We start from the raw sequence: 20940 nt of genomic DNA, 5'->3' as shown, positions 1-20940 counted from the left end.
GTGCGCCGGCGAGCGATCCGCCCGATCAGACGATGCCCATCGCGGGGAGCGGGAGGAGCATCTCGATCACCTCACCGGGCGGTGGTGCGGAGACGTCGACCGGCAACCCGAAATCGGTGTACGTGTACGTCAGGTCGGTGGGTGACACCTTCGCATCGGGGGCGACGAGGCTCATACGGGTGATGCGGCCTTCACCGTCGAGTTCGACGACGAAGTCGGCCGCTTGCGGCGTGTCGGCGCTCGGCCGGATCGACTCGTCGAAACTGATCCTGCCGCGGTACGAGCGGTCGCCGGCCTTCACAATGTCGGTGCCACTGGCCACCGAACGCCCTGTGTACCAGGGAAAGTCCTTGTTGAAAGTGCGTGAGTACTCGGCGCCGTGCGGAACGCGCTGGTGAATCCACTTACCGATGGCCTTCGTGTAAACCTTCTCGGGCAGCGTCGCGGGCACTTTGGTCAGCTTCACGTAGACGTCGCCGTCGATGCGGCGGATCACGTAGCTGTCGCTGGTGAGCTCCCACCGTCCGGTCGCCGGGTCGACCACGCCGCTCTGCTTCGACCCGAAGGGTTCGCCCTCACCGTACGAGATGGTGAACCGGGCGGACTGGGTGCCGAGTCTGCTGCTCGCGGCGGCGAGAGCCGCCGCCGGGTCGGCGGGGATCGTGACGACCGGGCTCGGGCCGGTGGTGGCCACGGCGCCCGGTGCGGAGGAGCACCCGCCGAGAACGAGCACCGCTGCCAGCGTGCACTGGGCGATGACCACCGGTCGTGTCCGCATGTCACTCATTTCTGTCGCCGATCGTGATCGGCGAGCACTATAGCGATGCCGTCAGGCGGCGGCTCGCCGGATCAGGATTTCTCCGGTCAGGGCGAGCAGCGTGTCGCGCACCGAGATCCGGGTCCGGGCGTCGCATTCGACGATCGGGACGTCGGCGGCGATGCCCAGGGCGTCGCGGACCTCGGACAGGTGGAAGCGCAGGCCGCCGTCGAACTGGTTCACCGCGACGATGAACGGGGTGCCGTTGTCCTCGAAGTATTCGATCGCGGGGAACGAGTCCTCGATGCGGCGGGTGTCGACCAGGACGATCGCGCCGAGTGCCCCGTCGACCAGGTCGTCCCAGAGGAAGGCGAACCGGTCCTGGCCGGGGGTGCCGAACAGGTAGAGCAGCAGGGCGTCGTCGAGGGTGATCCGGCCGAAGTCGAGTGCCACGGTGGTGGTGGTCTTGCCGGAGACGGCTGACGTGTCGTCGATGCCGACCGAGCGTTCGGTCAGGGCGGCTTCGGTGATCAGGGGCTCGATCTCGGAGATGGCGCCGATGAAGGTCGTCTTGCCCACCCCGAAACCGCCGCTGATCACGATCTTCACGGCGATCGGTGGCGCCGCTGTCTCAGAGAGCACGGACACGGTCCCGGATCCTTTCGATCAGGCTGATGGAGAGGACGTCGGGTTGTTCCTCGATGTGCAGATGGCCTTCGGTGAGCAGGTCGCCGACGATGACCCGGAGCACGCCGAGGGGGGCGGCGAGGGCCGCCGAGAGGTCGGCCAGCGAGTGTGGGCGCTGGCAGAGTTCGACGATCCGGCGGGACTCGAACCGCAGCGGCGCGGAGAGCGCGGCCGGGGTGGCGAGCAGTTGGGTCTCGACGCGCAGGCCGTCGTGCACCGGCTGGGTTCGGCCGCCGGTGAGCATGAACGGGCGTACCAGTGGGTCCCGATGGCCCGGGCGCGGCCATCTCTGATCGGTCATCGTGGCAGGTGCTGTCGTGACTCGGCGATCAGCGCGGGGGTCAGCAGGGTGCCGAACCGTTCGGCGAGTGCGGTGATCTCGTAGCCGATCAGGCCCAGCGCGCATTCGCTGCCGGCCACCACGCCGAGGATGCTGCCGCCGGTGATCTGGGAGACGACCAGGTAGCCGCGCCTCATCTCGATCATGATGAGTTTGAGGCCGTCGAAGTCGTACCGGCGGGAGGCGCTGCGGGCGAGGCTCGCCAGGCTGGACACGATGGCGGCGAGTTGGTCGGCCTCGGCCCGGTTCAGCCCGTCCGAGGAGGCGATCAGCAGGCCGTCGGAGGAGACGGCGATCGCGTCGCGTACCCCGTCGGTCTGTTGGACGAAGTGGCCGAGGAGCCAGTTGAACTGGTGGCGGTCAGCGGTTGCGTCGATGCTCATGGTTGATCCCCGTTGCGGTTGTCGGGCGGTTCAGGACCGTACGCCGTGGTCGGCTTCGGCGCGCAGCACGCCGGCGCGGAAGGCGGAGAGCCGGTCGTGGACGGCCTCCGGCGAGTCGGTGATGACCGCCGGTTGCGGGGGGATGTCCACCGGTTGCGGTTTCGGGGCGGGGGTCTGCTTCTTCGGCGGGCGCCGGCGCAGGCCGTTGGGGGTGCGATCGGTTCGTTCCGGCTGCGATTCGCGGGAGCCGAGTTCGATCGTGGGGCGGTGCATCACCACGTACTCGATGGCGTCGGATCGCAGTGGGGCCATCTCCGAATGCGGTGGTTGCGGCGGTGCCGAAGGCCGCAGCTTTGCCGCGGGTGGCGGTGGCGGTGCAGGGGGTACGGAGACAGGTTTACGTTCGGCGAGGAGCGCGGCCGGTAGCGTGAGCCGGGCCGTGACGCCGGTGACCGGTGACGGGGTGAGCTGGACCTGGACACCGGTCTGGGTGGCGAGGCGGCCGACCACGAAGTGGCCGAGGTAGCGGGTCGGCGCGGTGATGAAGTCGCCTTCGCCGCGCAGTCGCTGGTTGGCCTGTTCCAGGTCGGCGGCGTTCATGCCGATCCCGGAGTCGATGATGGCGATGAGGTAGCTGTCGCCGATCATCCGGCCCTGGACCTCCACGTCGGCGTCGGGTGGGGAGAACACCAGGCCGTTCTCGACGAGTTCGGCGAGCATGTGCACGACGGCGTCGACCGTCGAGCCGTTGATCAGCACGTCGTCGACCCGCCGCAGGGTCACCCGGCGGTATTCCTCGACCTCGCTGACCGCGGCGCGGACGATGTCGCCGATCGGCATGGGTTCGGACCAGTGGCGGGGGTCGGAGGCGTCGACCAGTACGAGCAGGCTTTCGGCGTTGCGGCGCATGCGGGTGGCCAGGTGGTCGAGTTCGAACAGGTTGGCCAGGCCGGTGGGGGTGGGCTCCTCGCTCTCCAGTTTGGTGATGAAGCCGAGTTGGCGGCGCAGCAGGTTCTGGTTGCGGTGGCCGAGGTTGGCCAGCGAGCGGGTGGTGGCCAGGCGGAGCCGGGCCTGGGCGGTGGCCAGTGTGTAGGCGGTGTCCTGGACCTGTTCGAATGCCTCGGCGACCTGGTGGACCTCGATGCTGGCGCCGCGGTACACCCGGACCGGAGGGGGACGGATGTCGTGGTCGCCGGCGGCGGCGCGGTCGACCGCTTCGGGCAGTGACTCGCTGATCCGGCCGGCCTCCTCTGCCAGGGCGGCCAGTGGCCGGGCCAGGATGCGGGAGGCCACGATGGCCAGCAGGATCGCGCCGAGGACGCACAGGGCCATGGCCGCGACGAGTGCGGCCAGCCGTACCGTCGCCTCGTCTTTGATCTTGGTGGCGTTTGCCTGGGCGATGCCGCCCATGGCCTGACTGGCCTGGAGGATGGTCTGCAGGACGATGCCGGACGCCTGCCAGTAGACGTCGGGATCGGCCCGCAGGGTACGGCCGTCGGCCGCCGCCAGCGCGAGGTTCTCCATCGCGACGACCTGTTTGCCTGCGTCGGTGCCCAGGACCAGGTTCTGTGCCTGTACGGCCTGCGGGTTGCCGTACTGGTTGAAGGCCAGGATCGCGGAGTCGCGGGCCGATTTCGCCGAGACGAACTGAACGAACTCGCCGGGGCCGAACCGCCCGGCGGAGAAGACGCCGTGCAGCAGCATGCGTTCCTGGGCGGCGGACTCCTTGGCCACGCCGAACATGCTGATGGTGGCGTAGTTGCGGCGCAGCTCGTTGTCGTCGACGGTGTCGAGGCCGAAGTCGATGGTGTTCATCCGGGCGATCACGGCGGTGTAGAAGCCGGCCGTGTCGGCCGCGGTGCCGGTCCCGGTGTCGCTAGCGGCCCGGACCTGGGTGAGGCCGTCGAGGCCGGCGACCGCCGCCGCGACCCGGTCCTCGATCTCGCCGCCGCCGTCGGTCAGGTCGTCGACGACGGAGCGCTGCTGATCGACCGCCTGGCGGGCCGCGGCGAGCTGGGAGCGGAACTGCGTGGCGCCGCCGAGGAGGCCGGCTGCCAGGCCGCGTTCGGTCTGCAGCTTGTCCACCAGGTCGAACACCTCGAGGTCGAGGGTGACCGCGCGGCCGGTCTGGGCGGCGGCCCGATAGTCGTCGATCTCGCCGGACGCGATCACGCCGATCAGCGCGAGAATGACGGCCACCGGCAGAGCCAGGGTTCGCGCGATGCGGCCCCGGATCGTGCCACCGGTGCGGCGCGGTGGCGGCACGGTCGTCGCGGACACGCGATCAGCTCCTCTTTCGGCCTTCTGTGCTCGTTCACACATTCGGATCTGTGGCACCCGGAGGGTGCTATGGGGAGAGGGGATGACGCGGTCCGGTAAGGATCACTCACCGTCGTCCGCCGAAACAGAATCGGTTTTGCAGCTGCCATGGTCAATAGCCGGACGTATGAATTTTCTGACGCTGCAACTATCGGACAGTCCCACCGTCCACGATCGGCCAGCCCCTCACCCGGAGATCATCGGCCGCAACCTACGCACGGCCACGGAGGTCTGTTAGCGTGCACATTCCGAGGGATGCGATTGATGTGAGGGGGCGCTGATGATCCTCGCCGCCCCCTCCCTCACCCAGGCGTGCCTGGCTTCGGCCGCGCACGCCGACGAGGTCGCGGCGCCGGGGGCCGCGGCGGTCCGGATGTCGTACGTCGACGACGACCAGACGACGGGCGCCGCCCCCACATCCGGTGCCGTGGTGCAGGACCCACAACTGGGCGGCCTGGTCGAGGTGACCGCGGCCGTCCTCCTGCTGTGGCGGTTCGCGGGGCGGCGTACCTCCGCCTAATTGTTGTTAGCGCTCACTATCGGGTTCGGTGCGGTGGCGGCCCAGGTTGTCGTGGTCGCCGCCGGCTGCCACACCCCGGCCCTGCTTCCCAGTTTCCCGGCCACCCGCACCCGCCGCATCCGATACGGCTTCTTCACCGACCGGCACCCGCGCTGTCCCGCTGTCGTGGACCTGGTTACCGGCACCTGGGGCCGGCCCCAGGCCGACGGCGAGCACGCCGGCGGGCTTCCTCACGGGGGTGCCGTGCCGGAGTGGGACGACACCGTCGACGGCGGCACCCGGCTGACCCGAGAACAGCAGGACCACATCCGCGACCAGGCCGGGCAACGGCTGCCGTGGCTGGCCGACGCCGCATGCCTCGGCGGACGGTACGGCACCGACCTGTACCACCCGGACGGCCCCCTGTCCTGGGCAGGATGCCAGGAATGCCGGACGTCGTGGTGGCTGCCGCCTGGTCGGGCAGCGGTTTCAAGACCGCGCCGGCCGCCGCCGAACGGGTCACCCGGCTCGTCACCTCCCGATTGACCGAGAAGGCCGGCGGTTGACCGAGGCGGACACGCCCCGCTGGCGGCGGAATCCTCGTCACCCGTCTGCTGATCGGGACGATGCCGACGCTGAGGCGTCACCGCTCACTCGGGCTCACCTTGGGCGTACCGGATGACCTCCTCTTGGGTCAGCGGGCTCTTGGGATGGTGGCTCAGGCACAGTGACGTACGTATCTTGCTGAAAGAGGAGCCCTCCACCGCCACGTAGAACTCGCCACCGCGCAGCTGGGATATTCCGGGCAGGTCGCCGCCCTTGGCCCGGGCCACCTCTCGTGCGGCCTCGATCTGGACTGGCGCGTTGAGCAGCCCGAAGAACTGCGTGGCGGCGTTACCCGGGATGTTGTTGTGCAGTCCCTTCGGCGACTGGGTCGCAAAGATCAGGCCGAGGCCGTACTTGCGAGCCTGAGAGGCGAGCGACAGCGTGCTCCCGGTGCAGGCGGTCATCGCGCCGGACGGGGCGAACGTCTGCGCCTCGTCCATCACGAACAGGCCGCCCAGCGGCCTGTCCCCCGCCGGATTGCGCTTGATCCAGGCGAAAAGCGCCATCTGGAGCTGATTGACGAAACTCTGCTTCTGCCCATCGTCGGGCAGCCCGATCAGGCTGATCACCGAGACCCGGGCCCGTTTGCCGTTCTCGGGCGTCAGCAACTCACCCGGGTCCACCGGCTGCCCTACCCCGCCGAAAAGCGGATCGATGACGGTCGCGGCGGTCAGCGACCGGCCGAGATCGGCAGCAATCTTGATGGCGTCGGCCCCGAATCTGCTGGCGGCGTCCGGCAGATCGTCGAGCATGCCGATGAAGCCACGCAGCGATGTCTCCCGGTGCCGCTGGGCGTAGTAGACGAGCGCTTCCTTGAGTACGGCCCGGCCGGTCTCGGCCTTGGCGGTGCGCCCGTCCACCTTGGCTCGCGGGGCGAGCGCAGCGAGCGCGGCGTCCACGGCAGCGTCGAACTCGTCGGGGTCGTCGATGAGTTGCCGGAAATCGGGCAGCGGCTGGAAGGTGATCGGCCGCCCGGCAGCCCGGCGCGGTGTGTAGATCACCACATCGGTGTTATCCAGGTAGTCCTGGGCCTTCTCGGCGTCGCCGGGGCGCCAAGCGGTAGGCGGCTCGGGCCAGGGGTCGCCGAGCCGGGCGAGGTCGTTGTTGGGATCCAGCACGATCGTGGAGACGCCCTGGAGGGCGCACTCCTCGATGATGCGGCGCAGCAGAACCGTCTTGCCGGAACCGGAACCGGCGAAGATCGCGGTGTGCTTGCGCAGGGCCTCGAGTTCTACCCTCACCGTGTCCGCGGTGTCGAAGGCAACGCCGAGCGAGATGGCGGGTCCGTGCGTCACGGGCTCCGGCCGCATTGGGGTCGTCGGCGACGGCTCGGGCGCGGCGGGCCCGGGTGCCGACAGGCCGACCGCGGCGTCAGCCAGCGCTTCCCGCAGAAAGGTGATCTTCCCCGTCGGCTGCCGCGCCATCAGCCAGGCCGGCAGGTCCGGCGACGCCTTCGCGAGCAGATCCCGTAGCGCCCACAGAATGCGCAGATCCTCGTCGTTCACGGTCAGACGACGCCCGCCGGCCCGTTCGAAGTATTCCACCGCCTCGCGGTTCTTGGCGCTCGTCGGCCACTCGGCATTCCGAAGAAAGTACAACCGCCGATTGGGTACGCCATGAGCCAGCCCCGCCTCGGTGCAGCCCGAGCGAATCCGGTTGAGTACGGCATTGCCGTGGTGGTCGGGCGCGATCGCCCGGAAGCCCCAGTGCTCCTGGACCTCTGTCTCCTCGTCGACGGTGCGGCGCAGCCGGGCGTGCAGCGCCGGTTTCGTGCTCGGCGGCGGGTCCTGTTCGAAGTGGCGACCGGCGTCACCGCGTTCGGCGATCCACGCCTGCAGGCCGGCCGAGAGCAGGCCGGGCAGTTCGGTGTCCTCGGCCGCCGTGCTGAGGACACCGTCGATGACCGCAGACGCCTTGAGCTCCTCGAATCGCCGGTCGATCGCGATCAGCTCGGAGTCGGGCGGCCGGACGATGACGATCGGCGTCTCCTCGACGGCGGCGCCTGAGGTCTGGAGTTCGGTCAGCTCGCGGACTGCACCGTCGTTGACGCAAGCGCGGATGTGGCCGTCGACGATCTGGAGGAGCTCACGCGGTTTGAAGTTCACCGCGTCGTCGAACGCCTGCTCCTGGATCGGCCAGGTCGGATACGGCGGGACGAACCCACTCGCGTCGTAGTGCGGCTTCAGACGCCGTGCGACCAACTCCCGGCCTACCTTGGCGCTGGGCAGCGAGCCAAGGTGCTGCCGCGCGACGAACCGGTCCTGGACCGCCGCGATCGCGAACTTCTTGATCACCTCCCACGTCGCGTGCTGGGCGGCGATCACGGTGAGGGTCTTTCGGGTCCGTTCCCGCACATCCATCAGGCCATTGGCGACCTGATCGAGCTGCAAAGAATCCGACAGGTCCGCGCTCTGTCCGGCCTGCATCGCCTTGACGTTGGATGCCAGCAGGCCGTCGATCTGGTCCACGGCGATCACCGATGGGCCGGTCAGCGACAGCAGCCAGGACAGTTCGCCGACGACCTTCTCCGGCGGGTGTACTTCGCGGGGCAAGCCCCACGGTGTGCGTTCGCCCGGCTCGCACTCCTCACCCGACTGCAGGAAGTTGCTGCCCACCTCCTTCGCCCGGAAGTCGCCCGCGTTGTAGACGGCCAGCGCTCGTATTGTGTACCGGCACTCCATGGCCACGTCCGGCGCGTGCCGGTGGATCGCCTCCAACAGCGCCTCTACGGCCGGCCGGCCCAGTGGCGCGGCGCCGATGAGTTCCTGCCGTTCCGCGAAAGGAACCCCGGTCAGCAGGGTGAGCCGGCGCATGAACACCTGCGCCTGGGTCTCCTGCCCATCAACTCGGCGAGTCAGCCCGTTGAGCATCGCGTGCGCGAGGCTGTGCCAGAAGCGTGTGCCGTCCAGCAGAGAGAGCAGGAAGAAGTAGCCGTCCTGGCTTTGTACCTGCTCGCGCACCCAGCCCAGCAGATGAGTCTTGCCAGTGCCCCGCTGGCCCTGCACGACGACCCCGACCGGGCTACCGGCATCGCTGCTACGAGCGTCCTCGATCGCGTCCAGAATCGAGGCGGCCACGTCGCCGTTCAGTGTGTCGACGTGAAATTCGGAACGCCGCCAGACGTCGTCCGCGGTCGGTGTCACGTTGATGTGCAGGCCGGTGAGTGCCTTCAGCCCGTCCGGCATCATTCCTCGATCGCCAGAACGTGATGAGCACGACTGCCGATGACAACCGCGGCGTCGCGGTCCCGGGTTTGCAGGCTCTTCTGGTTGGTCTCCTCCTCGACGAGGACCCCCGACATCCGCGCCATCAACCGCAGCACGCCGTCGACATCGGCCTTTGCGAGACCGGTCAGCCCCTCGCGCAGATCCGCGAGACCGACCCACGAACCGACCGGGTTCGCCAGCTCGCGGTATGCACGGCGAATCCGCTTCTCGATCTCATCCGCGGCCGGCCTGGCCTCGACTGGCGCCGGGTTGCCCTTCTCCTCGGGCTGGTCACCGAAGACCTGGGCCAAGCTGCGACCGGTCCGGTCGAGATACTCCTCGAGCCGGTGAAGGACGGCGTACAGGGCCTGCCCGGCTGACCCGGAGCCCTGCGGCGCTTCCCGCGCCAGCTCCTCACGGCCCCACCTCCAGCCCCCGTCGGCCAGGCTGAAGAAGAGAAGGCCCTTCGGACCCCTGCGGCATTCGATCAACTTCGCGTCGACGAGCTTCTCCTTGGGCTTACCGGTCAATCGCAAGCCGGGCGCGTACTTCTCCGCGATCTCATTGTTGGATAGCTCGGCGTTTTCCGCCATCAGAATCAGCAGCAACGCTCGTTGCGGCAACGACAGCTTCAGGTCACTCATGAATCGCCCTTTCGCGGTGTTCGGCCCGACGACAGTCAAGGAATTGCCGAAGTTGGGACATGACGAGGTCGCGATGCTGAACGACCTGCGTATTGGTGAACCGGAGAACCGCATATCCGGCCAGTTGGAGTTGTACGTCGCGCTGCCGGTCGGCGGCGAATCGCTCCGGCTCGCGATGCTCCGCGCCGTCGATCTCGACGACACAACGCTCGTCCCGCCAGAGGAGGTCGACGCGGATCGGATTGGTCAGCGGATGCGCCTGATAGATCTGGTTCCATTCACGCCCAGCGGCCCAGTCCACGCCGGACAGCGCGGCCTCGAGCGACTGTTCGGCCATGCTGGCCGGATGCGGCCGCCCGGCGATCGCGGGGTACCCGATGGTGTTGCTCAGAGGACTCCGGTGGGTTTCGGGCTCCGCGGCACCGGCGGCCTGTGGGCGGAATCGGACGCGCACGATGTCGTCGATCGAGTCGAGGGCCGTGCCGGCGAGCCAGATCCCAAACCTACCGATGTCGGCAAGCCAGCGTGCGGCCGAGACGAGGGTGCGTTCGTCCTCCGGCGACATCCCGTCCGGTACGGATACCAGGATGGCGACGCGGTGGCGGTCGAAACAGCGCGGGATGACCTTGGCCAGTTCGGCCGCCTTGACTTCCCGGGTGAAGCGGCCACCTGCTGCGACGCCATGCAACGCCCGCTCGGCCAGGTCAGCGAGGAACGGCCCGTAATGGCCGCCGTCGTGAGCGTGGCGTAGAGCAATCGACCGCACGGCCATCACCCCGGCACCCGACGGCTCGCGAATCAGGTCGGCGGCCGGCAGCCAGGCCGGGTACAACTCGCGGGCAACGAGGTCCAAGCGTTCCAGCAGGTCGTCGATCAGGTCGATGGCTCGGGTCGGCGCGACAGCCTCGTACGTGATGACCGCAGGCGCCTCCGGCGGAAGCGGTTCCACGGAGAGCGCCAGCGCACCGACGCTCGATCCCTCAACGACGATCGGTTGATCAATAGGAAGATCCGTCCAGGCTTGCGCCACACCATGTCCCTCGGCTCACAAGTCCATAAATTCTGTGGGCTAATTGAAGATCGAGACAAGGTGATTCAGCTTGTCGAGTTCAACCGCAGTCGCGAAAGGATCACCATAGGTCAGGCCGCAACAGCTCCCGAGCTTCTGATAGTGGCGGCGACACTGCCGACAATCGGGGCAATCGGTATGCCCTAGCCAGCCGGGCTGTGACGTTTCTAGAATGCGAGCCGTGTCTCCCACAACGGTCGGCGGAATGCGTGCCACCAGCCGCAGCCAGGACGCCGTACGGATTCTCCTGATCATTTCTACGGCGGCCGAGCCGATCTCGTCGCAGCCCGCTGATCCGGCCCTGTCCGACGCGGTGGCGGTCCTGGAGAGCCAGGTGCTGCTACAGAAGCTCGACTTCTGGGTCCGCAATCCCGACTTCCTCGCCGACGAGCTGCTCAACGAGTACGAGCAGGGTGGCGACGCCGAGTTCCTCGAACTTGCCGGAGGCATCCTCACTTCCGACGAGCCGGAGGTGCGCCGCTACCCGATGACCCGGTTCCTCTTCGGGGCGTACGAGCCGTTGGATGACGCGCTGGCGGTGCTCCGCAGCGCCCATCTGGTCGTCCGGCGCAAGCGGGGCTCCGCCGGTGGCCGCGTCCTGCGGCACGACTACTACCTCACCCAGGCTGGACGGGCGGCCGCTGACCGGATCCTGCTCGACGCCCCGGCGTTCGCCTATTTCGTTGAGCGCACCCAGTTGGTCGCGCGCCTGGCCGCCGGCTATCGCGGCAGCAAGCTCAAGGAACGGCAGTACCGGCAGGACGAGTACCGCGACGCGGTGATCGGCGACCCGATCGCGACGATAGCGCCGCGGGTACAGGAGCGCTGGCGCCTGCACGATCAGAAGCGGCAAACGCCGGCGTCCGCCGCATGAGTCCCGAAGAACTCGCCACCCGCATCGCCCGCCGGGCCGGAGTGCCGGTGCCGGTGGTGGAGCGTGTCTTCGATGAGAACGATTTCTCCCTGATCCTGTCGGGCGCCCTACCCCGGCCGGTTCAGCTGCACAGACTCCGCATCGTGGGTAACCGATCGGTCGACCCGGTCGGCCCGTTCGACCGGGTGCTGCGGTTCGGCGCCGGGCTCACCGTGCTCGCCGCCGACAACCTGCGGGGCAAGACCAGCGTGCTCGAGCTGATCACCTGGTGCCTGCGCGGCTCGCCGCGGGCCAACCTGCAGGGTGTGGTCCGCGGCTGGCTGAGCCGACTCGACTGCGACGTGACGGTGGCCGGGCGCCTGCTCGGCTTCCGCCTGCTCCTTCAACACGGGCGACTCGTCCAAGGCCGGATCATCTCGGCCCCGGACCAGGACAGCCTGGCGCGGGCGGACAAGGCAGGGGACGGCCCCGCCGTCGTGGAGCTCGCCCACACCACCGACCCGGACGCGTTCGCCGCCATGGTCGCGAAGCTGATGATGGAGCTGTTGAACCTCGAGCGGCTGGAGGCCTCGTCCACCCGCAACTCCTCCGGGCGAACCACGTTCGGCTGGCCCGCCTACTTCGGCGCGCTCTACCTGCCGCCCGGCGGCGACCCAGCGCTGCTGGGCGACGTGGTCACCGGCGGACTGCCCGGGCGGCTCCTGCAGGTGTTCCTCGACCTGCCGGGAGCCGCGCTGCTGACCCGGCTCAAGACCGCGCGCGACCAACTCGAGGAGGCCGACCGGGCTGCCGACGCCGACTCGGCACGGATGCGTGCCCTCCTCTCGGAGCAGCGGGCCGACGCGGAACGTCGGCTCGCTGCGGCCCGAGACGAACTCACCGCCCTCGGCGAGACGGTCGGCGCGGCGTCGCTGCTGACCGAGATCTCGGACCTCACCACCACGGCCGTGTCCGCCGAGAGCTCGCTTCGCGAGGCGCGCGAAAACTACGAGCTCCTCCGCTGGCAGCGGCTCTCCGACGCGCGACACCTCGCCGACCTACGCGAGCACGAGTCGGCCCGGCTGTTCTTCCACGCCCTCGATCCCGAAGTGTGCCCGCGCTGCGAGGGCCCGATCAGCCCCGCGCGCCGGGCGGCGGAACGGGCAGCGGCCATCTGCGCGGTGTGCACCGAACCGGCCGGCCGGCCCGCAGCCGATCCGGCCGAGACCGAGGCCGCCGAGCAGGAGGCCCAATGGCGGTTGGCAGCCAGCCAGGAGGCCGAGAAGCTGGCCCGTACCCACCGGGACAAGCTGGCCGCATACGCCGAGGAGTGCCGCCGCGCCTTGGCCACCGCCGAGCAGGCGCTGACCGCGACGCGAGCCGGCCAGACCGAGCAGGATCGGCGCGCGCTGATCGACCGGGTGGCTCGGCTAGAGGGAACGGTCAGCGCCTGGGACTCACTGCCGATGCCGGGAGAGCGGCCTCATGATGACAATCGGACGGTGCTTGCCGCGGCGACAGCCGAGCTGACCGAACTTCAGACTGCGGCCAGCGACACCCTCTTTGAGGAACTCAACGCCGACATCGCCGGACTCGCCCGCGATTTCGGTTTCCGCAACCTAGACCGGATCGTCGCCGATCGAGCTGGGCGACTCCAGGTCTTCAAGACCGGTGGTCCCCGCGAATGGTTCACGAGGCAGTCGCCGGGTGAACGACTTCGGCTCCGAATCGCAGTGGTGGTCGCGCTACTCCGGATCGGCCACCGCCACGGGGTGGCCACCCATCCCGGCCTGCTGCTCATCGACAGTCCTCGGTCGGAGGAGGTGCAGGACGACAACGCCGCCGCCCTGCTGGTCGCGCTGGAGCAGCTCTGCACGGCGACGCCCGGCCTCCAGATCCTGGTCACGACGGCGGATCAGGAGCTGGTCGGCCGCACGCTACAGGCCTCGACGATCATCTCGCCGCCCGGCCCAGGTCAGCCGTTGTGGTAGCTCTGGGAGAGCTCGACCGGCTGCTGCTGGCCTCTACCGACGAGCCGCCATCGCTGGCCGACCTGGTCAGACGCCTCACCAAGCCGGCCGCCGCGGAAATCGAACGGTGCGCCGCTGGTCCCCTCGCACCCCTGCTCTGCGCCGCGGTGACCCGCCAGTTGGCCGGTCCTGACGAGGTCACCGCCCTCCTTCGTGGGCTCTCCGCGCAAACGAGTGCACTGGCTCTACTGGACGCGACCGACGAACTGCTGGCGTCGGCCTCCTTCGTCGAGCCGTACGGCATCAGCCTGCACCGGGCCTTTCTGGCCGGCGTACCGACGGCGCGGCCATTGGTCGCTGCGGCCATCGCCGAGGGCGCGCTGCGACTGGCACTCGGAGGGCACGGCGATGTCCTGCGGACGGTGATAATGCTGACCCCGAACGATCTCGGCGAGCTCGATACGGACTACTTGGACCGAATGCCGCGGCTGCTCGGCGCGGCCCTCGACATGTGGGGCACGGAGCGTTCCGTCAGCGAGTCGCTGCTGAGCACCCTGGCCGATCTGCTAGCTGATCCGGCTACCTCCGCCGACGCAGCCTTCGAAATCGGCCTCCACCAGGTCCGCGTGGCAGCCACCGCCGGCACTGAGGACCCGGCCGCACAGCTGGTGGCGGCGCGGAGAAACTTCGCCCACGCCGAGGCCGCCGAAGAGTCGAGTGGAGATGCGGCCCTGTACGGTGCCGGCATCGACGCCGTGATGGCCTTCCGGCGCGGCGACCAGCTCGCGCTCCGAGCCGCGGACCAGGCGATTCGACGACACCTCGACCGTCGGGCCGACGGTCTCCACCGGGCACATGTCCCGGCCTGGCGCCGCCCGCGCGCCGAGGCCGGTTTCGCCTGGGCGCGGCTGGTGGCGATCCTCGGCCGGGCACTGGACGCCGCGACCCGGCCCGCCTGGCTCGACGCCTGGCCGATGATCGACGCGCTGGCGGACGCGTACGTCCTGGACCGTGCCGTGATTCCGGTGCCTGGATCGGTCGATCCGGACGGGCTGTCCCGCATCGTCCGGCCGGTGGTGGGGTCGTCACTGCGCGGCAGGGAGACGCTAATCGTCCAGTTGCGGGTCGCCGCGGAGGATGACGGCGGCCGGGTCCACCGGCTTCGCGAGCTCGTTCAGAACCTCGACACCGTTCCGGAGCCTCCGCCCGACGGTAACGGTGCGCGAGTCGTCACGCTGGCGCCGTCCGTGGTGGCCGAGCTGGGTCTGCCCGCGGCCGAGCGGCTCGCCCACCGACTCGACGACGACTCGCTCCAACTGGTGGAGGGTCTGGCCTACAACGCTCTCGTACAGCGCGGGAACCTCCGCGATCCGGTCATCGCCGGAATTCTGGAAAGGGTGACTGCCCGCCTTCAGCCATGCGCCGACTACATCGGATCGGTCCGGCAGTCTTTCGACGCGGTGGTCGCCGACGCGGTCGCGTTCATGGCCACCCGACAGGACCTGCAACGATCGGCAGCGGTTGACTACCTGTTCCCTGCGTTGACCCCGCCGCGGGAGGCACGCCTGCAGGACGACTTCGCCGACTGGCTTCGCCGGGGCCCACTCGCCGGTCACGTCGACGTCGAAGTGCCGAACGTGGCCACCGGCCGCGCCGACATCAAGGTGGGATTCGGCGCCACTCGCTTCTTCATCGAGGTCAAACGGGAGCTTCGAAACAATTCACCTGCTGCGATGGAACGCTCTTACCTCGCACAGGCCGCCGACTACTCAGGAACCAGCGCGGCCCTCGGCATGCTGCTGGTTCTCGATCTGACACCGCATCCGGCAGGCGCGCCCCACCTGAGCGAATGTGTCTGGGTTGCTGTCCACCGCCCGCCTGGAGCCGCGGTGGACCGCTATCTCCTGGTCGGCCGGATCATCGGAAACCGCCCACGCCCAAGCGCCTACTCACGGTCCGCGAGCCATCGGACCGGTCCCTAGATCCTCTGGGGTCGAGATTCTCCTGAAAGACGGGTTTCCAGGCCGCGGTTCGAAGTCTGGCGAAGATGCCGTAGCCATCGACGTTACCCGCGGACGGCCCCGGTACGGCAAAATCGACCTCCACTGATGCCAATCGGCCGGAAGCGGGGCCGCCGAATGCCCAGTTACTCGCAACAGTTCGACTACCGGTGTGCCGGCTGCGGACGGCAGGGACGGCAGGAGGTCTGGCTGGCCGTCGACATCCGGGAGCGGCCGGACCTGGCCCGGCTGATCGCGGCCGGCGGGGCCACCACCCAGCGGTGCGAGTCGTGCGGGAATCCCGTCACCGTCGACGGCTATCCGAGCCTGCTGATCCGGCGTCCCGTCCTGCGGCCGCCGCTGATCTTCGCGACCGCGGTGGACGGTCCACAGGAGCGGATGGTCCAGCAGTTCCAGATCGCGCTGATGATGCTGCGCCGGACCGAGCCGCCGGAGACCCAACAGCAGCAGGACGTGCAGATTCTTCCGTACGGGCTGCTGCCGCTCGTGGTGGAGCGGGACATCGAGACCGACGCCGCCGCGGTGGCCGCCAATACCTTCCAGGCCTTCACCGCCGAGTTGCAGCACTACCGGGCGTGGCTCGCCGAGCTGGTGCGGCACCGCCAGGGCCGGCAGGTCCTCGCCGCGCTCGCCGCCCTGCTCCAGGCCCCGGACGCCGCGGCCTGGCGGGAGGTCGTGGTGGCACACCCGGAGCTGCTCACCGACGACGCCGACCTCCTGCTGCAACACGCCATCGAGCAGGCCGACCAGGACGGTGAGCCGGCGATGGCCACCCAGGCCCGGCACTGCCTGGTGCTGCTGCGCAGATGCCGCGAGTTCGGCGTCGACAAGGTGTTCACCTCCAGGGAGCCGGATCCGGGCGGGCTCCCGGCCGCCGTGGGCTCCGCGCTCGTGATGGTGCTGGGCCGGGAACTCCTCCACGAGGGCCGGCCGATCAGCCCGGAAGCCCGGCGCAACCTGCTGATGGGGGCGCTGCTCGACTTCCGGGACGAGGACCGGGAGCTGGCCGTCGAGTGGCGTGCCGGCCGGCTCGTGCCGATCCGCGACCTGCTGACCTTCGGGCTCGCGAACGAGCTGGTCGCCCACCCGTCCAGCCGCCTCGACCTGGCCGAGGCGGTCCGCCGCTACGCGGAACTCGACCACCTCCGGGAGGCGGCGCCGGACCTCTGGGGCGAAGCCCAGCACAACGCCGCGCTGGCCCACATCATGCTGGCCGACTCCCGTGACCTGCGGGAACTGGGCGCGGCCCGGGCCGCGTACGAGCGGGCCCTGACGGTCCGCACCCGTACCGCGGACCCGGACGGCTGGGCGATGACTCTCGCCGCGCTCGCCGTCCTGCTGTTCCGCGACTACCCGACCACCGATCCCCGGCCGGTGGACGACGCCGTGGCGATGCTGGCCGCCGCGGTCGCCGACCCACCGGACGGCATCGGCGCCCGCCCACTGCTGAACCTGCGCACCACCTACGCGACCGCCCTGCTCCAGCGATCCCACCGCGGCGACGACTCCTCGCTGACGACCGCGTTCACCGAACTGGAACGGCTCTGGGCCGAGGTCACGGACCTCGACGATCCGGAGCTGAAAAGCGTCGTCGCCACCAACTACGGGCATGCGCTGACCCATGTCGCCGAACGGACCGGACGGCCCGAGGACCGCCGGCGGCTGCTCGACCTGGCTCGCGCCGCCCGCGACAACGCCGCGGCGCAGAGCGACGAACGGCTGTGGGTGCAGGCGTCCGGCAATCTCAGTCAGGAGCTCTTCCAGAGCAGGCAGTGGGCCGAGGCGGACACGGTCCTGCGGGAGGCGATCGATCGGGCCGAGCGGGCCGCCATGCACCACGAGTGGACCAATCTGACCGGACATCTGGCCCGGCTTCTGCTCGAACGCACCGACGGCGACCACGACGAGCACGTCGGCACGGCGGTGACGCTGCTGACCCGCGCCCGCCAGGCCGTCGACCGGGAGGCCGACCCGGAGAACTGGGCGTGGCTCACCGGGTTGCTCGCCGAGGCGTACCAGGGATTCGAGGGCCACCGCGAGACGAACATCGAGCTTCTCCAGGCGGCCATCGACGCCGTACCCCGCCGGGTTCATCCCGTGCGCTGGGCGCAACGTGTCCGGGGCCTGGCGAACCGGCTGCCACCGGCCGAGGCCCTGACCCGGTTCACCGAGGCCGCCGAGATCCTCACCCGCGACCGCTATCCGCACGAGTGGGCGGCCATCCAGCACAACATGAGCCTGGCTCACCGGGAGCTCGCCTTCCAAACCCGAGAAACCGACCATCTGGTACGGGCAATCGCGTGCCTGCGTGACGCGCTCGCCGTCCGCCCACCGGATCAGGCCCCGATCGAGTGGGCGCAGACCACCCGCCTGCTCGCCGAGACGCTGTACCGCTACGACGGAAGCGACGCCGCCGTGGCCGAGGCGGAGCGGATGCTGGCGCAGGCGCTGGTCCTGCTGCGCGACGGCGGCCGCGCCCAGGACGTCCTCTGGACCGCGAGCGAGCTCGGCAACGTGCTGGCCGCCCGACACCGGTGGGCGGAGGCCGTCGCGCCGTTCCGGGAGGCCCTCGACGCCCGCGACCGCATGTACGCCTCCGGCCTGCTGCGCCACAGCCGCGAGGAGTCACTCGCCCGCAGCGCCGGGCTGCCGGTCGCGGCCGCCTACGTCATGGTTCGCGCCGGGCAACCCGAGGCGGCCGTGGAAGCGCTGGAAGCCGGCCGGGTACGCCTGCTCGGCGACGCCATGGACCGTGACCCGACCGGACTGACCGCGGTCCGGGACCAGGCGCCCGAGGCGTACGCCGCCTATCGGGACGCGGCGCGTGCTCTGGCGGCAGCCGAGGCCGCCGCCGCCCGGCTCGCGGACCGGGCCGGCACCGGCGGCTCCGACGACACCTTTCTCCGCGAGGCCGAGCAGGCGGTCCGCGAGGAGCTGCGGCGCACCACAGCCGCCTACCGGACGGCGCGGGCGGCGCTGCCGGTGCTCACCGCCGTCCGGCCGGAACAGGCCGGCCACGCCACCGTCTACGTGCTCGCCGCCCGTACCGAATCGGTGTTGTTGTCGGCCGGCCCGGAAGGGGTGACCGGCACGCGCTGCCCGAGCTTCGACGACGGCATGCTGCGCCGGTTCGTCCACGGCGACGGCTCGCCGGAGCGGCCCGGGCTGCTGGCGAGCCGGGACGGCCTCGACGAGTGTCTCGCCGCGGTCGGCGAGCACGTCGCCGGGCCGCTCGCCGGCCTGCTGCACCGGGCCGCCGCGACCGGCGTCACCCTCGTACCGGTCGGGTTGTTCTGTGCTCTTCCGCTGCATGCCGCGCCCTACGGCGACGGCCGGTGCCTGATCGACGAGTTCGCGGTCAGTTACGCGCCGTCTCGGACCGTGCGTGACGCGGCGCGGCGGCTCGCGGAGGAACGCGCCGGCCGGCAACGGCGTGGTGTGGCCGTGGTCGATCCCGGTTCCGGGCTGCCGTCGGCGGGCTACGAAGCGCAGATGATGTTGGACCACACCGGCGGCGGGCGGCCCCTCACCGGGTCGACCGCCGAGGTGCTCGGCGCGCTCACCGACGCCACCCACATCCACTTCGCCTGCCACGGCGTCTCCCTCGTCGACCAGCCGCTCAAGTCGCACCTGGACCTCGGCGGCGGCGCCCACCTGGCGCTGGTCGACCTGCTCGCCGCCGATCCGGAACGGCGCCCGCGGCGGGCCCGGCTGGTCGTGGCGTCCGCCTGCCAGACCGCCACCGTGGAGACGGCACGCAACCCGGACGAGTTCGTCGGCCTGCCCGCCGGGTTCCTCACCGCCGGTGTCCCCTGCTTCGTCGGCACCCTGTGGCCGGCCGGCGACCTGCCGACCGCCCTGCTCAACACCCGTTTCTACGAGCTTCTCTTCGACGATGGCCGGCCCGCGGACGAGGCGTTGCGCGAGGCGCAACGATGGCTTCGGGACCTCACCGGTACGGAGTTGCTGGCCTATCTCGACGACCATCCCGCCCTGGAACCGGTCGCCGCCGTCCAGCGCCGGTTCGCCGCACGTTTCCCGCGACGCCGGTTCTACGAACGGGCGGCCGTCTGGTCGCCGTACGTGCTGATCGGCGCCCCCGTCCAGGAAGGAACCCCGCCGTGACGTCCCGCCTGCGTGATCGCGCGACCAGCCCGTACGTCGTCGCCCGCCCACCGGCCACCCCGGCGCCGGACCGGTGGACGGTGGTCGTCGACGAACGCGGCGAGCCCGTCACGGTACTGACGCCGGCCGGCGCGGAGGTGGCCTTCGTCGTCGCGGACGGTGAGACACCGGTCGCCGCGGTGCTCTCCCTGCTGGAACCCGACGACGTGGTGGTGCTGACGTCCGCCGGCACGGTCAGCGGTGTCTGGGCCGGCGACGACCTCGTTGACGCGGTGATGGCCGGACCGTCCCGGTTCACCACCGACATGCGCCTGCCCGGCGAGGTCCGCATCCCCGAGGTGCGGCGCCGATGCCGGTACACCGAGGACGGTGCCGTCTGCGATCACCGCATGTCGTTCCCGGAGCGACCGCGGGAGCTGCCGGAATGCGGCAACCCGCAGCGGCTCGCCGCGCACCGGTTCGGGTGGTGAACCCGTGTTCGGTAGCGTCTTCACCGCCACCACCGACCTGCTCGATCGCCGTTTCACCGTCAACGTGGTGCTGCCGGTCCTCGTCTTCGCCGGCGGCCTGACCGCGCTCGCCATCGCCGGTATCGGCTGGCCTGAGGCCCTGACATGGTGGAAGGCCCGCGACGGTGCGGAACAGGCGTGGCTGGCCGTGGGCGCGGTGGTGGCCGTGGTGCTGCTCGCCTACGTCGCCGCCGGCCAGATCATGACCTTCACCCGCCTCGGGGAGGGCTACTGGCCGCGCTGGCTGTCCCGGCCCGGGGTGGCCCTGCAACGCCGCCGTTGGCAGCGCCTCGACCTGCGCACCGGCGCCGGCTACGCGCGCCGCTACCACGAGTTCCCCATCGACGAGACCGATCTGCTGCCGACCCGGCTGGGCAATGTGCTGCGGGCCGCGGAGCGATACCCCGCAGACCCCGAGCGGTACGGGCTGGACGCCGTGTTCTTCTGGCCCCGCCTGTACCTGGTGCTGCCCGCCGACGTACGCGAGCAGGTCGACCGGTGCCGCGGCGCCCTCGACCGCGCGGTGCTCGTGGCCGGCCTCGCGATGCTGTTCCCCCTGGCGGCCGTCCCGGTCGTCGCCTGGTCCGGCGGCGGCTGGCGGCTGTGGCTGCTCGGCTCGGCGGCGGCGGCCGTGGTGGCGATCCTGGCCCACCGCACGGCCATCGACGCGGCCCTCGCCTTCGGCGAGATCCTCCGGGCCTGCTTCGACCTGCACCGCCTGACCCTGCTGGCCCGGTTCGGCCTGGTCCACCCGGAAACCCTGGAGGCGGAACGCGCCCTGTGGATGGCGTTGCAGCAGCAGCTCTACCGCCGGGCCGCCGACGATCCCGGCCTGCTGCGGCTACGTCCACCCGACCAGCCGTGACCCACCGCCCCGAGGATCGGCTCGGCGGCTGCGGGTTCGTGCCGGGCCGGATGTCCACCGCTCGCATGCCGCCAAGTTCCTCGACCT

The 20940-nt window shown here is 70.2% G+C and carries 16 protein-coding genes; 8 read left to right on the top strand and 8 right to left on the bottom strand.

Features of this window, described 5'->3' with window-relative positions; translation table 11 throughout:
• Positions 1-25 precede the first annotated feature (25 nt).
• The 5 genes from BJ964_RS31735 to BJ964_RS31715 are packed head-to-tail and all read right to left on the bottom strand — an operon-like array spanning position 26 to position 4447.
• The gene (locus tag BJ964_RS31735) at positions 26-778 is read right to left on the bottom strand and encodes a hypothetical protein (RefSeq protein WP_188124111.1); all 753 of its coding nucleotides are present in this window, start codon (positions 776-778) and stop codon (positions 26-28) included.
• A gap of 51 nt (positions 779-829) precedes the next feature.
• Positions 830-1405 (bottom strand): GTP-binding protein, encoded by a 576-nt coding sequence (locus BJ964_RS31730; protein ID WP_229807183.1) that lies wholly within the window; start codon positions 1403-1405, stop codon positions 830-832.
• Positions 1389-1745, bottom strand: coding sequence for a DUF742 domain-containing protein (locus BJ964_RS31725; protein ID WP_188124110.1), 357 nt, complete (start codon positions 1743-1745; stop codon positions 1389-1391). Before BJ964_RS31725 ends, BJ964_RS31730 begins: the two co-directional genes overlap by 17 nt.
• Complete coding sequence (locus BJ964_RS31720) at positions 1742-2167, bottom strand: roadblock/LC7 domain-containing protein (protein WP_188124109.1); 426 nt, start codon at positions 2165-2167, stop codon at positions 1742-1744. The genes BJ964_RS31725 and BJ964_RS31720 overlap by 4 nt, the downstream gene beginning before the upstream one ends.
• Positions 2168-2197: 30 nt before the next feature.
• Positions 2198-4447, bottom strand: coding sequence for a sensor histidine kinase (locus tag BJ964_RS31715; protein WP_229807184.1), 2250 nt, complete (start codon positions 4445-4447; stop codon positions 2198-2200).
• A 319-nt stretch (positions 4448-4766) separates the two neighbouring features.
• Here BJ964_RS31715 and BJ964_RS31710 point away from each other — a divergent pair, with 319 nt between their 5' ends.
• Positions 4767-5006 carry a hypothetical protein gene (locus BJ964_RS31710; protein WP_188124108.1) on the top strand — a complete coding sequence of 80 codons (240 nt, stop codon included), beginning with the start codon at positions 4767-4769 and terminating at the stop codon, positions 5004-5006.
• A gap of 33 nt (positions 5007-5039) precedes the next feature.
• Positions 5040-5531, top strand: a complete 492-nt coding sequence (locus BJ964_RS31705) for a hypothetical protein (RefSeq protein WP_188124107.1) — start codon at positions 5040-5042, stop codon at positions 5529-5531.
• Between the two features lie 104 nt (positions 5532-5635).
• Here the strand turns inward: BJ964_RS31705 and BJ964_RS31700 are convergent, their stop codons facing one another.
• From BJ964_RS31700 to BJ964_RS49245, 3 genes are read right to left on the bottom strand one after another with little or no spacing between them, the layout of a single operon-like run.
• Positions 5636-8776 (bottom strand): helicase HerA domain-containing protein, encoded by a 3141-nt coding sequence (locus BJ964_RS31700; RefSeq protein ID WP_307838061.1) that lies wholly within the window; start codon positions 8774-8776, stop codon positions 5636-5638.
• The gene (locus BJ964_RS31695; protein WP_188124106.1) at positions 8776-9441 is read right to left on the bottom strand and encodes a hypothetical protein; all 666 of its coding nucleotides are present in this window, start codon (positions 9439-9441) and stop codon (positions 8776-8778) included. The genes BJ964_RS31700 and BJ964_RS31695 overlap by 1 nt, the downstream gene beginning before the upstream one ends.
• On the bottom strand, positions 9434-10471 hold the full coding sequence (locus BJ964_RS49245) for an endonuclease domain-containing protein (protein WP_188124105.1): 1038 nt from the start codon (positions 10469-10471) through the stop codon (positions 9434-9436). Before BJ964_RS49245 ends, BJ964_RS31695 begins: the two co-directional genes overlap by 8 nt.
• A gap of 220 nt (positions 10472-10691) precedes the next feature.
• On the opposite strand from BJ964_RS49245, the gene BJ964_RS31685 reads away from it, so the two are divergent.
• The 6 genes from BJ964_RS31685 to BJ964_RS31660 all read left to right on the top strand — a co-directional run bounded on the left by BJ964_RS31685 (position 10692) and on the right by BJ964_RS31660 (position 20853).
• Positions 10692-11384: a hypothetical protein gene (locus tag BJ964_RS31685; RefSeq protein ID WP_188124104.1), complete on the top strand. Its 693-nt coding sequence runs from the start codon at positions 10692-10694 to the stop codon at positions 11382-11384.
• On the top strand, positions 11381-13354 hold the full coding sequence (locus BJ964_RS31680) for an ATP-binding protein (RefSeq protein ID WP_188124103.1): 1974 nt from the start codon (positions 11381-11383) through the stop codon (positions 13352-13354). The genes BJ964_RS31685 and BJ964_RS31680 overlap by 4 nt, the downstream gene beginning before the upstream one ends.
• Before the next feature lie 146 nt (positions 13355-13500).
• Positions 13501-15315 carry a hypothetical protein gene (locus BJ964_RS31675; protein ID WP_188124102.1) on the top strand — a complete coding sequence of 605 codons (1815 nt, stop codon included), beginning with the start codon at positions 13501-13503 and terminating at the stop codon, positions 15313-15315.
• A 156-nt stretch (positions 15316-15471) separates the two neighbouring features.
• Positions 15472-19479 carry a CHAT domain-containing protein gene (locus tag BJ964_RS31670; RefSeq protein WP_188124101.1) on the top strand — a complete coding sequence of 1336 codons (4008 nt, stop codon included), beginning with the start codon at positions 15472-15474 and terminating at the stop codon, positions 19477-19479.
• Complete coding sequence (locus BJ964_RS31665; RefSeq protein WP_188124100.1) at positions 19476-19949, top strand: hypothetical protein; 474 nt, start codon at positions 19476-19478, stop codon at positions 19947-19949. The genes BJ964_RS31670 and BJ964_RS31665 overlap by 4 nt, the downstream gene beginning before the upstream one ends.
• Positions 19950-19953: 4 nt before the next feature.
• Positions 19954-20853 carry a hypothetical protein gene (locus BJ964_RS31660; RefSeq protein WP_188124099.1) on the top strand — a complete coding sequence of 300 codons (900 nt, stop codon included), beginning with the start codon at positions 19954-19956 and terminating at the stop codon, positions 20851-20853.
• Positions 20854-20940: the final 87 nt, after the last annotated feature.

The organism is Actinoplanes lobatus (assembly GCF_014205215.1).
Lineage (GTDB): Bacteria > Actinomycetota > Actinomycetes > Mycobacteriales > Micromonosporaceae > Actinoplanes > Actinoplanes lobatus.
This window is presented reverse-complemented; position numbering and strand designations above follow the sequence as displayed.